Origin of the sequence: Pseudodesulfovibrio sp. JC047 (assembly GCF_010468615.1) — a bacterium.
GTDB lineage: Bacteria > Desulfobacterota > Desulfovibrionia > Desulfovibrionales > Desulfovibrionaceae > Pseudodesulfovibrio.
The window spans coordinates 148,508-162,032 of the sequence record NZ_WUEH01000001.1; the positions used below are offsets into that span (position 1 = coordinate 148,508).

Sequence of the window (13,525 nt, forward strand, 5' to 3'; positions counted from 1 at the left end):
TTATTATCTTTGTACATTTAGGCTTCTTGGGCGACGTCGACCAGCAACGGACTTTCTTCAAGTTCCTCAAGGAATTTGTCAGCGCGTTCCTCTTGTTCAGGAACCGCAATCCGCGATTGGGTATATTTACGGAAGCCGGTACCAGCAGGTACCAGACGACCAACAATGACGTTTTCTTTCAAGCCGCGCAAATGGTCGCATTTACCCTTCATGGACGCCTCGGTCAAAACCTTGGTCGTTTCCTGGAAGGAAGCTGCGGAGATAAAGGAATCCGTTGACAAGGAAGCCTGCGTGATACCCAAGACCAATGTCTGGGCCACAGCCGGCGTCTCGCCCTTGGCGACCGCCTTGGCATTCTCTTCCATGAACCGCAGTTTGTCCACCTGCTCTCCCATCAGGAAAGGAGTTGAACCCGGATCAATAATGGAGACCTTTTTAAGCATTTGCCGCACAATAATTTCAATATGCTTATCGTTGATATTAACACCCTGGAAACGATACACATCCTGAATTTCTTCAACCAGGTACCGAGCCAGGTATTTTTCACCCTTGATTCGCAGGATATCATGCAGTTCGGGGTTGCCTTCAGTCAGCAGGTCACCTGCTTCAACAAAGTCGGCTTCCTGAACCGTGATATGTTTACCCTTGGGAATAAGGAATTCCTGGACATCGCCAGTCTCAGGCGTCACGACAACCTTGCGTTTACCCTTGGTCTCGGGACCGAAGGTGACAATGCCGTCAATGGAGGAAACCACACCCATATCCTTGGGCTTGCGGACCTCAAACAGCTCTGCGACGCGAGGAAGACCACCAACGATATCCTTGGTCTTGGAAGACTCACGAGGCTTACGAGCGATAACATCACCCGCCTGCACCGCATCGCCGTCCTTGACCATCAGAATAGCACCGACAGGCATGGCAAAGTTGGCGTCGATCTCAGTACCAGGTCGTTTGACCGGGACACCGTCTTCACCCAACAGACCGACCGAAGGACGGTAGTTGGTTGTCCGGTATTCCATGATCGTAAAGGATGCCTTGGATGTCCGGTCTTCCTGCACCGTCTTTCCTTCAACGATATCCTTGAACTTGATGGTACCAGAAACGTCAACAATGAACGGTTCCATATATGGATCCCATTCAGCCAAGGGGACACCCTTCTTGACGTCCTGCCCTTCTTCAACCAACAGACGAGCACCGGACGGCAACGTGTATTTCTCACGTTCACGTCCCTGTTCGTCAACGATTCCCACCTGACAACTCTTGCCGAGCACCATCTTGTGCCCTTCAGCGTTGACAACGGTCCGCATACGGGAAGTCACGATGCGTCCATTGTGCTGGGATTCAATGTTGGACGATTCAATTTCCTTGGATGCAGTACCACCAATATGGAAGGTACGCATGGTCAACTGGGTTCCGGGTTCACCAATGGACTGGGCGGCAATAATACCGACCGTTTCACCGACGTTGACCAGATGCCCACGAGCCAGATCACGACCATAGCACATGGCGCAGATGCCATGTTTGGCCTTACATGTCAGGCCGGACCGAATCACAATGGAATTGATACCGGATTCATCAAGCTTTTTGGCATAAACTTCATCAATAATCGTGTTGGCAGGAATCAGCAATTCGCCAGAATCCTCATCAAAAGTGTCAAACATGGTCACACGACCTTCGACACGTTCGGCCAGACGCTGCTTGATTTCACCGCCCTTCATGAAGTGACCGATTTCGAGACCGTCAACAGTCCCGCAATCAATTTCGGAAATGGTCACATCCTGCACAACATCCACCAGACGACGAGTCAGATATCCTGAGTTCGCGGTCTTCAGTGCGGTATCGGCCAAACCTTTACGAGCACCGTGAGTGGAGATGAAGTACTGGAGGACCGACAACCCTTCACGGAAGGAAGCGGTAATCGGGCTTTCGATGATCTCACCAGACGGCTTGGCCATCAAACCACGCATACCAGCCAACTGACGCATCTGGTCCTGGTTACCACGAGCACCGGATGTCGCCATCATGTAAATCGGGTTGAAGCTGGAGTTGACCTCTGTCTTCCCGGTCTTGGGATCGGTCAGAATATCAGTCGACATTTCCTGCATCATTTCATTGGAAATGTCGTTGGTCACCTTGGTCCAGACGTCAACAACCTTGTTATATTTTTCCGTTCTGGTGATAATACCGTCCTGGAACTGATTTTCGATCTCGTCAACTTCAGCGTTGGCGGTCGAAAGCATTCCAGCCTTGGCATCAGGAATCTTGAGGTCCTTCACACCAATGGTCACACCAGCGCGGGTCGCAAATTCGTACCCGAGATCCTTGATCCTGTCACACAGAATGACTGTCGCCTTGGTTCCGGCCAAGCGATATGCGCCGGTCACCAATGCAGCAATATTTTTCTTGTTCAGTACGCAGTTGACCAACTTGAACGGCACCTTGTCAGGCAACAGCTCGGATACAATGATACGTCCGGTCGTCGTTTCGACCAGCTCACCATTAATACGAACCGTGATCCGTGCATGGATACCAACCGCTCCGAAGTCATACGCCGAGATCACTTCCTCCGAATTGGAGAAAATCATGCCCTCACCCTTTTCAAACGAACGGGGTGTGGTCAGATAGTACAACCCGAGGACGATGTCCTGAGACGGGTTAATGATCGGCGTTCCGTTGGACGGGCTCAGAATGTTGTTGGTGCTCATCATCAGCACGCGGCACTCAATCTGCGCTTCCATGGACAGCGGAACGTGAACAGCCATCTGGTCACCATCGAAGTCAGCGTTGTACGCGGAACAAACGAGGGGATGCAGACGGATGGCCTTTCCTTCGACCAACAGCGGCTCAAACGCCTGAATACCCAATCTATGCAGAGTCGGCGCACGGTTGAGCATGATCGGATATTCGCGAACCACGTCTTCCAGGATATCCCAGACGACCAGGTCTTCGCGTTCGACCATCTTCTTGGCGGATTTGATGGTGGTAGCCAACTCACGCTTTTCAAGCTCGGAATAAATGAACGGCTTGAAGAGTTCGAGTGCCATCTTCTTGGGCAGACCGCACTGGTGCAGTTTAAGCTTCGGACCGACAACAATAACGGAACGGCCCGAATAATCAACACGTTTACCCAGTAGGTTCTGACGGAAACGGCCTTGCTTACCCTTAATCATGTCAGACAAGGATTTCAGCGGGCGACCATTGGTGCCGGTAATGGCACGGCCACGACGACCGTTGTCGAACAATGCGTCAACAGCTTCCTGCAACATCCGTTTTTCGTTCCGGATGATGATTTCAGGAGCACCCAGCTCCAGCAGCCGTTTCAGACGATTGTTCCTGTTGATAACACGACGGTACAAATCATTGAGGTCGGATGTGGCAAAACGGCCACCATCCAAAGGAACCAACGGACGGAGTTCTGGCGGAATGATGGGAATCACTTCCAAAATCATCCATTCAGGCTTGTTCCCTGATTGCAGGAACGCCTCAACGATCTTCAGTCGCTTGGTAATTTTCTTTTTCTTGGTCTGCGACCGGGTGGTCTGAGACTCTTCACGCAGTTCGGCACGCAATGTCGGCAGATCAAGTGCCTGCAACATCGTGCGAACGGTTTCAGCGCCCATGCCAACGGTCAAAGCATCTTCACCAAAATGGTCGATAACCTGGAAGTACTGATCTTCAGACACGACCTGATGCACCTTGAGCGGGGTTTCACCCGGATCAAGAACAATGAACGAGTCGAAGTACAAAACCTTTTCCAAGTCGGCCATGGTGATGTCCAGCAAGGTACCAATCTTGGAAGGCAGCGTCTTCAGGAACCATATGTGTGCAACAGGTGCGGCAAGCTCGATATGCCCCATGCGTTCACGACGCACTTTGGAGGCAATGACTTCAACACCGCACTTCTCACAAACGATACCACGGTGCTTCATGCGCTTGTACTTGCCGCAGTTGCACTCGTAGTCCTTCACGGGACCGAAAATCTTGGCACAAAAAAGGCCATCACGTTCCGGTTTGAAAGTACGGTAGTTGATGGTTTCAGGCTTTTTAACCTCACCGTAGGACCATTCTCGAATGGTCTCCGGCGCAGCAATGGATATCTGGATAGCCTTCAAATTACGCCCTTGGGCAGCAGCATTCGGCGCTCCACGCAATGTGAACAGATCGTCCAACGTCATGGATATCCCCTATCGTAAAATGTTATTTCATGCCCGGCCGATCATTCGACCGGCCGGGCCTATTACCTTGGTAGCAATCCGACCTTAGTCAACCAGCGGTTTCATCTTTGGAGAAACAGCGGGACCAGCCGGACGCTTGCGGTCCTCATAATGCAGTGTCACATCAAGACCCAGCGACATGAGTTCCTTGACCAAAACGTTGAAGGATTCCGGCAAGCCGGCTTCCAGGAAATTGTCGCCCTTAACGATTTTCTCGTACATCTTCACACGGCCCTGCACATCGTCAGACTTGACGGTGAGGAACTCCTGCAACAGATAGGCGGCTCCATAGGCCTCAAGGGCCCAGACTTCCATCTCACCCAGACGCTGGCCACCGAACTGGGCTTTACCGCCCAACGGCTGCTGCGTGACGAGAGAATACGGTCCCGTGGAACGGGCGTGAATTTTCTCATCAACCAGGTGATGCAATTTCAACATATACATAATGCCAACAGTGACCCGGTTGTAGAAGGGATCACCAGTCCGGCCATCATATAGAATGAATTTACCGTCCGAAGCGAGTCCGGCTTTTTCCAGCCAACCCCAGATGCCTTCTTCGTTGGCACCATCAAACACGGGTGTTTTGGCAACAATACCATTTTTCAATTTTTTCACGGCTTCGACGAACTCTTCATCAGTCATACTGTCGATGAGTTCAGTCATATCGGCTGTATCAAGGATGTCTTTGACGTCCTCACGCATGGAAGCAATCGAATTGCCGCTTTCTTCCATCATTTGCGTGACCTGCTGACCGAGCTTGCGACCGGCCATACCCAAGTGGGTTTCCATGATCTGCCCGATGTTCATACGAGAAGGTACACCCAGCGGATTCAAAACGATATCCATGGGAGTTCCATCTTCGAAGAACGGCATATCTTCCTCGGGGAGGATATTGGAAACAACACCCTTGTTACCGTGACGGCCAGCCATCTTATCACCCACGCTCAGCTTACGCTTCACGGCGACGTAGACCTTGACCATCTTGATGACGCCCGGAGGCAGATCGTCACCTTCGGTGACTTTCTCGCGCTTGACATCATATATATGATTAATAAAAGCGACCTGCTGCTCGTAATCCGCAACAATCAATCTGATCTGATCGTTGATGTCTTTATCAAAGATGCTGAGCATCCTCTTGACCGGAACGGCATCAAGGGCTTCACGTTCAATAATTTCACCGACAGCACCGAGTTTCACTTTCTTGGCACCAACCAGTTCCCGACGAATCTGACCGCCTTCACATGCGGCCCAAATTCTGTCTCTCGTGGCATCAGTCAACGAAGCGATATGCTTCATTTCCTTGACGTCAAAAGCGGAAAGGTGGGCGTCCTCGATCGCTCTCGTGCGGTCGTCCTTGTCGCTGGAACGGCGGTTGAACACTTTCACATCGACAATAGTACCAGAGATTCCCGGTGGAACCTTGAGGGACGTGTTTTTCACATCCCGCGCCTTGTCACCAAAGATGGCACGAAGCAACTTTTCTTCGGGAGTCAGCTGCGTTTCACCCTTGGGAGTGATCTTACCGACCATGATATCGTCCGGTTTGATGCGAGCACCAATGCGAATGATACCGCATTCGTCCAGGTTCCGAAGCATTTCTTCAGAGACGTTGGATATATCGCGGGTCACTTCTTCGGGTCCAAGCTTGGTATCACGGGCAACGAGTTCAAATTCCTCAATATGAATGGAAGTGAACACGTCTTCCTTGACCATACGCTCGGAAATGAGAATGGAGTCTTCATAGTTGAATCCGCACCAAGGCATGAACGCGACAAGCAGGTTCTTACCCAAAGCGAGTTCACCATGATCGATACCAGGACCATCAGCCAACACTGCGCCCTTCTTGACCCGTTGCCCCACCTGAACACGGGGGGTCTGGCCAAAGCAGGAACTTTGGTTGGATTTGTGCCATTTCTGCAATTCGTAATGCTTGGCACCACCGGTATTCGGTGAATAGCCTTTATCATAATTGATAATGATACGTTCAGCATCAACAAAATGGATAACACCGTCTTCTTCGGCCAACACACAGGCACCAGAATCGCGAGCGACCGGGCCTTCCATGTTGGTTCCGACCAACGGCTCTTCCGCCTGCAACAACGGCACGGCCTGACGCATCATGTTAGAACCCATGAGCGCACGGTTCGCATCATCGTGTTCCAGGAACGGAATCAAGGCTGCTGAAATGGACACGGTCTGGCTTGGACTGATGTCCATGCAGGTCACATCTTCAGCCGCAGTCAGCAAGACGTCACCGGCCAAACGCGCATTCACACGCGAATCAGTGAAGACGCCATTCTTGTCCACCGGAACGCTGGCCTGGGCCACGACTTCCTTGGCTTCCTTGGACGCATCCATGTAGGAGACGTCATCGGTCATTTTCTTATCAATAACCCGACGATACGGGGTCTCAATAAAGCCGAAGTCGTTGACCTTGGCGTATGTCGTCAAGGAAACGATCAGACCAATATTTGGTCCTTCAGGCGTTTCAATCGGACAAATACGACCATAGTGCGAAGTGTGCACATCGCGCACTTCAAAACCGGCACGTTCACGAGTCAAACCACCGGGTCCAAGAGCGGACAAACGGCGTTTGTGCGTCACTTCGGAAAGCGGGTTGGTCTGATCCATGAACTGACTGAGCTGCGAAGTTCCGAAAAACTCTTTCAGCACAGCAGCAACAGGCTTCGGGTTAATCAAGTCATGCGGCATCAAAGTGGCCACTTCCTGCAAGGACATACGCTCTTTAATGGCGCGTTCCATGCGGACAAGGCCGATGCGGTACTGGTTTTCCACCAGTTCGCCCACAGGGCGCACACGACGGTTACCCAAGTGATCAATATCATCAGCCGGACCATGGGTGTCTCTCAGTCGCATCAATTCCTTGACCGCCAGAAGAATATCTTCGTTGGTCAGGGTACGAGTCGACAGATCGACTTCCTGGTTCAGGCGAGAATTCAATTTGTAGCGACCCACGCTCGACAGATCGTAATAATCGGAAGATCGGAACAAATTCTCAAAGAAGTTTGAGGCAATTTCCGGCGTGGGAGGCGAACTCGGACGAAGGCGGCGATAAATTTCTATCTGCGCGGTCTCAAGATCGGTGGTCTTGTCCAAAAGCAGCGTGTCGCGCAAAGCAGAGGAAACGTCCATACCGCGAGTATGCAGTACGTTCAATTCCTTGATCTTGGCGTCACGAAGTTTTTCGAGCAATTCCACGGTCACTTCTTCAGCGGCCTCGGCCAATACTTCACCATTTTTGTCAACGATATCTCGTGCGAGGAACAAGCCAAGCAGAGACATCGGATCGACATCAATAGTTTTTACCTCATTCTTAACAAGCTTTTTCCAAGCACCTTTGGTGATGCTGCTGCCTTTCTTGACAACAACCTTGTCACCAATCTTGATGGCGGAATACGCTTCTTCCTTACGATATTGGTCTTCAACAACCTTGCGCTGAACTTTGGTCTTGAGCAAAGAATAGGATTCAACATCGTAGAAATAATCGAGGATATCGGTACGGGAAAGTCCCATTGCCTTGAGCAGGATCGTGACGGGCATTTTCCTGCGGCGGTCAATACGGACATAAAGGATATCCTTGTGATCGAAATCGAAGTCCAACCAGGATCCACGCATCGGAATGATGCGGCTGGAATACAGAACTTTACGACTCGAATGCGACTTACCGGAATCATGTTCGAAAATGATACCGGGTGAACGCTGAAGCTGGTTGACAATGACACGCTCAGTGCCATTGATGACATACGTTCCCTTCACGGTCATCAGCGGAAGCGTTCCGAAGTAAATGTCTTGTTCCTTGATATCGCGAATCGTACGGTTGTCAGTCTCTTCGTCAACGTCAAAAACTACGAGACGGACGGTGATACGGATGGGTGTTTCGTAAGTTACGCCTTTAGCGATACACTCATCGACGTCGTATTTTGGTTCGCCGATTTCATAAGAGACGAAATCAAGGCTAGCGGTCTTGTTGAAATCTTCAATGGGAAACACAGAACGGAACACGCCTTCAAGACCGAAATCTCCACGGCTGGACGGCGGCGTATCCTCTTGGAGAAAACGTTTGTACGAGTCCACCTGAAGTTCCAACAGATGCGGAATGGGAAGCGTGGTAACGATTTTGCCGAATTTTTTTCTCAGTTGACCCATTGTACCCTCATGCATGAGCGGTTGATGGTTAGGGCGCGGAGCCTATGGGAGACCCTTACCCTCTGTCTGGCGCACCAGGCATCGAAATGATGCAATTGATGCGAAAAAACGGGTAGATGTGCTGTTGCCGGAACCAAAACCCCGGCACGCCTGCAAGAAGCAGACGTAAAATGGTACAGCTGTAAACCCAAAAATAAAAAGGCGATTAAACTAGTATATATACATACAGAGCAAAGAGCGCAACACCCTTCATGCAAGGGCGAGCGCTCTCTGCTGTATTAGCTTAAAGAGTCGAAATTACTTAACTTCAACGTCTGCGCCAGCTTCTTCAAGCTGCTTTGCGGCTTCGTCTGCCTCTTCTTTGGAAACGCCTTCTTTCAAAGCCTTGGGAGCTCCGTCAACCAGACCCTTGGCTTCTTTCAAGCCCAGGCCGGTGATAGCGCGGACTGCCTTGATGACAGCAATCTTGTTGCCGCCAGCGCCCTTCAGGATAACATCGAACTCGGTCTGCTCTTCAGCTTCAGCAGCACCGGCAACAGGAGCAGCCATAACGGCAGCAGCGGGAGCGGCAGCTTCGACGCCGAAGACGTCTTCCAGTTCTTTGATGAATTCGGACAGTTCCAGGACAGTCATGCTGCCGATGAATTCGACAACTTGTTCTTTGGTGATATCAGCCATGATAAATTCTCCTTAAAATTGATTCGCTTTGAACCGTGTTTACGCAGCTTCTTTTTGATCCTTGATGGCGGTCAAGGCATACAGGAACTTGCGTTCGATGTTTGCGAACAGACACACAAAATTGCGTGGGACTGCTTGCATCGTGCCAAGTACAGAACTCAACAGCTCAGGCTTGCTGGGCATCTTGGAGAGTTCGGTGACGCTGTCGCTGTCAAGAAACTGGCCTTCGAGAGTACCGAAACGCATGGAAAACTTTTTGTTTTCCTTGCCGAAATCAGCCAACGCTTTAGCAAGGGCGACTGGATCGTCATATCCCAACGCTACTGCGCAGTTCTCTTTCAAGTGTTCACTCAATTCACCGTGTTCGGTATCCTTGAGAGCCAACCGGGCCAGGGTATTCTTGACGACTTGGTAGTCTACACCAACTTCAAAGCACTTAGCGCGCAAAATGGTCATTTCTTCAACAGAAAGACCTTTGAAATCAGTGACGACGGCGATGCTGGCGCGCGAAGCTTTTTCGTGCAACTGCTCGATGATCTGGGCCTTTTCTTGCCTGTTCATCTACCACTCCTCGTCGTTCGGCCCGGAAAGCAGGTCAAAGCGTTGTCTAAGCAGGATATTAAGCGGGTTACAACCCTCACCTGCCGTCTCTGACTCAACCTTCCGTGCAATTATCTACAGGACTCCCGCCTAAACGGGAGTCCGGCATTCTATTTTTGTCCCTAGACGTCCAGAAATTTCCGGACAGTCAGGGGGTCTATCTTAACACTCGGTCCCATGGTGGAGGACATGGCGATCGCCTTCATGTACGCTCCCTTTGAAGAGGAAGGTTTCATGCGAACGATGAGATCCAACAGAACCCGAAGGTTCTCGAGAAGTTTCTCGGTACCAAAAGAGACCTTGCCGATGGGAGCGTGCAGAACGCCGGCCTTATCGACTTTAAACTCGACCTTACCGGCCTTGAGTTCGGTGACAGCCTTGGTGACATCCATGGTGACGGTGCCGGTCTTGGCGTTAGGCATCAATCCACGGGGACCGAGCACACGACCAATTTTACCAACAACGGCCATCATATCAGGGGTGGCAACAGCTTTGTCGAAACCAAGCCAACCGCCCTTGATCTTTTCGACCAACTCGTCGGAACCGTAGAAATCGGCACCGGCTTCCTTGGCCTCGTTTTCTTTGTCACCCTTACAGAAGACGGCGACGCGAACGTCTTTGCCGAGTCCGTTGGGCAGGCTGACTGCACCACGAATCATCTGATCGGAGTATTTGGGATCCACGCCGAGGTTGATAGCGACATCAACAGTCTCATCGAATTTTGCAAATGCATTTTCGACGGTGACTTTGACGCCTTCCTCGACACCGACTCGCGCAGCGGTGTCACGTTCACCGATGGCGTTACGGTATTTTTTTCCATGCTTAGGCATTGTGTATTTCCTCTATTAACCCTTGACTTCGATACCCATGCTGCGGGCTGTGCCCTCGATCTGAAGCATGGCGTTTTCAATGTCATTGGCGTTCAAATCGACCATTTTAAGTTCGGCGATCTCCTGGACCTGAGCCTTGGTGACCGTGCCGACCTTTTCTTTGTTGGGTTCACCAGAACCCTTCTCCAACTTGGCAGCTTTGAGCAGCAGCACTGATGCCGGAGGAGTCTTGGTGATAAAATCGAAGGAACGGTCCTGATATACGGTAATGACAACCGGGATAATCAGGCCTTTCTGGTCCTGAGTCTTGGCGTTGAACGCCTTACAGAATTCCATGATGTTCACGCCGTGCTGACCCAAAGCCGGACCGACCGGCGGGGAGGGGTTCGCACTGCCTGCGGGAATCTGCAGTTTAATCTTTCCTAATTCTTTCTTGGCCATTGTATTCCTCGATGAGAAATTCGCTGTTAGCGATTATATCCGGGCTATCCCTTGTCCACTTGGACGAAGTCGAGCTCCACAGGAGTCTGTCGCCCGAAAATAGAGACGGAGACTTTGAGCTTACCCTTGTCGTAATTGACTTCTTCCACAACACCATTGAAACCGCTGAACGGACCATCAATGACCCGTACCTCGTCTCCACGCTCGAAATTGAACTTGGGACGGGGTTTTTCCTGGCGGCTTTCCATCATGTTGAGGATGTTTTCCGCCTCACTGTCGCGCATAGGAGTCGGACGGTTTTTGCCGCCAACAAACCCGGTGACACGCGGAATGGACTGAATAAGATGCCAAGAGTCATCCGTCAGGATCATCTTGATCATGATATAGCCCGGGTAGAACTTTCGGGTTGACGTCTTGCGCTCACCTTTGACCATCTCGACGATCTTTTCGGTTGGCATGACGACCTCTTCGATGAGGCCCTTGTCTTGTCCGGTTCGCATCATCTCTCGGACAGTCTGCTCGACACGCTGTTCAAACCCTGAATAGGTATGAACTATGTACCAGCGACCACGAGGAGAAGCGTTTTCCATATTGGCATCCATATTATGTTCCAGCCTTTGCAAGTAACTTTGGTCCTAGGACAGGACAAACTCGACGATCTTGGAGAACGCCAGGTCGACCACGCCCAGGTAAAGAGCAATGACCACAGAAACAACCAACACAGCTATACATGTGGTGATTGTCTCTTTGCGGGAGGGCCAAACTACCTTTTTGATCTCGACTTTGGACTCTTCAAAAAACTGCATCAGTTCTTTGATTTTGCCTATCGGACCGGCAGCCTGAGCCTGTGCGGCCTGCTTGTCAGCGACCTTTTTGCTTTTTTTCCTGGCCATATCACTTTCCCAAATTATTGAGCGATTTGCGGGGTCCTGCCTATTTCAAGCAAGACCCCGCGCTGCTTTCAAAGACTCAGTTGGCAGGGGTAGAGGGATTCGAACCCCCAACATCCGGTTTTGGAGACCGGCGTTCTAGCCGTTGGAACTATACCCCTGCTCTATCGAAACTACTTGGACTCTTTGTGGATCGTGTGCTTCTTGTCCCAAGGACAATACTTGCTCACTTCCAAACGTCCGGTAGTGTTCTTCTTATTCTTGTGCGTTGCGTAGTTTTTACGCTTGCACTCGGTGCATTGCAGCTGAATATTGACTCGCATGATTACTCCGCGATTTCAGTGACAACACCTGCACCAACAGTCCGTCCACCTTCGCGGATAGCGAAGCGAAGACCAACTTCCATGGCGACAGGAGCGATCATTTCGACGTTAAAAGTCGCATTGTCGCCGGGCATGACCATCTCGACACCGTCGTCCAGAGTCACGACACCAGTGATATCCGTTGTACGGAAGTAGAACTGGGGACGATAGCCGGTGAAGAACGGAGTGTGACGTCCACCTTCGTCTTTGGAGAGGACATAGACCTCAGCCTTAAACTTGGTGTGGGGGTTGATGGTACCGGGCTTGGCTGCGACCTGACCGCGTTCCACTTCTTCGCGCTTTACGCCACGAATCAGGAGACCGACGTTGTCACCAGCCTGACCCTGGTCAAGCAGCTTGCGGAACATCTCGACACCAGTACAGGTAGTCTTGATGGTGTCCTTGATACCGACGATTTCGATTTCTTCACCAACGGTGATGACACCGCGTTCCACACGACCGGTGATAACTGTACCACGGCCAGAGATGGAGAAGACATCCTCAACAGGCATGAGGAACGGCATGTCGATGTCGCGCTCAGGCTCGGGGATGTAGCTGTCACAAGCGGCCAGCAGTTCAAAAATAGGCTTGGCGGCTTCATCTTCAATGGTATCAGCTTCCAGAGCCTTCAGAGCGGAACCCTGAATGACCGGAATGTCGTCGCCGGGGAATTCGTACTTGTCGAGCAATTCACGAATTTCCATTTCGACCAATTCGAGCAGCTCTTCATCATCAACCATGTCGCATTTGTTCATGAAAACGACCATGGCCGGGACACCAACCTGACGAGCGAGCAGGATGTGCTCACGAGTCTGAGGCATGGGACCGTCAGTTGCTGCGCAAACCAGAATTGCACCGTCCATCTGGGCGGCGCCAGTGATCATGTTTTTAATGTAGTCGGCGTGACCGGGGCAATCTACGTGTGCGTAGTGGCGGTTCTCGGTCTCGTACTCGACGTGAGCGGTGGCGATGGTGATGCCGCGCTCTTTTTCTTCAGGAGCCTTGTCGATTTCATCAAATGCGATGAATTCGCCATTGCCAGCCATAGCGGCCAGCTTGGTGATAGCTGCTGTCAGAGTGGTTTTACCATGGTCAATGTGGCCAATGGTACCAATGTTGACGTGAGGCTTGCTCCGTTCAAATTTAGCTTTACCCATTACAGTAACCCCCTAATCATAAAGTTGTGTAGGTTTTATTCTCTAAATACTTTCTAACAAATCAATAACAACAAAACATCGCTCTGCAACCTGAGTCCTTATAAGGACCGGCTCCCTGCCCCCAAGGGGACATGCTCTACGAGCGGAGCTAAATACACTGTTTATGAAGGAGATGGATAGAGCGTT

General features: G+C 51.1%; 10 protein-coding genes and 1 tRNA gene. All 11 read right to left on the reverse strand.

Features of this window, described 5'->3' with window-relative positions; translation table 11 throughout:
* Nucleotides 1-17 precede the first annotated feature (17 nt).
* Complete coding sequence (gene rpoC / locus GO013_RS00795) at nt 18-4,175, reverse strand: DNA-directed RNA polymerase subunit beta' (RefSeq protein WP_163808138.1); 4,158 nt, start codon at nt 4,173-4,175, stop codon at nt 18-20.
* Between the two features lie 84 nt (nt 4,176-4,259).
* Complete coding sequence (rpoB, locus tag GO013_RS00800; RefSeq protein WP_163808139.1) at nt 4,260-8,381, reverse strand: DNA-directed RNA polymerase subunit beta; 4,122 nt, start codon at nt 8,379-8,381, stop codon at nt 4,260-4,262.
* 297 nt (nt 8,382-8,678) lie between these two features.
* Nucleotides 8,679-9,059 carry a 50S ribosomal protein L7/L12 gene (rplL, locus tag GO013_RS00805; protein WP_163808140.1) on the reverse strand — a complete coding sequence of 127 codons (381 nt, stop codon included), beginning with the start codon at nt 9,057-9,059 and terminating at the stop codon, nt 8,679-8,681.
* A 39-nt stretch (nt 9,060-9,098) separates the two neighbouring features.
* Nucleotides 9,099-9,620, reverse strand: a complete 522-nt coding sequence (gene rplJ, locus GO013_RS00810; protein WP_163808141.1) for a 50S ribosomal protein L10 — start codon at nt 9,618-9,620, stop codon at nt 9,099-9,101.
* A 161-nt stretch (nt 9,621-9,781) separates the two neighbouring features.
* Nucleotides 9,782-10,489: a 50S ribosomal protein L1 gene (gene rplA / locus GO013_RS00815; RefSeq protein ID WP_163808142.1), complete on the reverse strand. Its 708-nt coding sequence runs from the start codon at nt 10,487-10,489 to the stop codon at nt 9,782-9,784.
* Nucleotides 10,490-10,504: 15 nt separating this feature from the next.
* Nucleotides 10,505-10,930: a 50S ribosomal protein L11 gene (gene rplK / locus GO013_RS00820; protein ID WP_163808143.1), complete on the reverse strand. Its 426-nt coding sequence runs from the start codon at nt 10,928-10,930 to the stop codon at nt 10,505-10,507.
* Between the two features lie 44 nt (nt 10,931-10,974).
* Entirely contained in the window at nt 10,975-11,532 is a 558-nt protein-coding gene (gene nusG / locus GO013_RS00825) for a transcription termination/antitermination protein NusG (protein ID WP_163808144.1), read from the reverse strand.
* 33 nt (nt 11,533-11,565) lie between these two features.
* Nucleotides 11,566-11,823, reverse strand: coding sequence for a preprotein translocase subunit SecE (gene secE / locus GO013_RS00830; RefSeq protein ID WP_163808145.1), 258 nt, complete (start codon nt 11,821-11,823; stop codon nt 11,566-11,568).
* 81 nt (nt 11,824-11,904) lie between these two features.
* Nucleotides 11,905-11,981, reverse strand: a tRNA-Trp gene (locus GO013_RS00835).
* Between the two features lie 12 nt (nt 11,982-11,993).
* Nucleotides 11,994-12,143 carry a 50S ribosomal protein L33 gene (gene rpmG, locus GO013_RS00840; RefSeq protein ID WP_163808146.1) on the reverse strand — a complete coding sequence of 50 codons (150 nt, stop codon included), beginning with the start codon at nt 12,141-12,143 and terminating at the stop codon, nt 11,994-11,996.
* Nucleotides 12,144-12,145: 2 nt separating this feature from the next.
* Nucleotides 12,146-13,339 carry an elongation factor Tu gene (gene tuf, locus GO013_RS00845; protein ID WP_163808147.1) on the reverse strand — a complete coding sequence of 398 codons (1,194 nt, stop codon included), beginning with the start codon at nt 13,337-13,339 and terminating at the stop codon, nt 12,146-12,148.
* Nucleotides 13,340-13,525 lie beyond the last annotated feature (186 nt).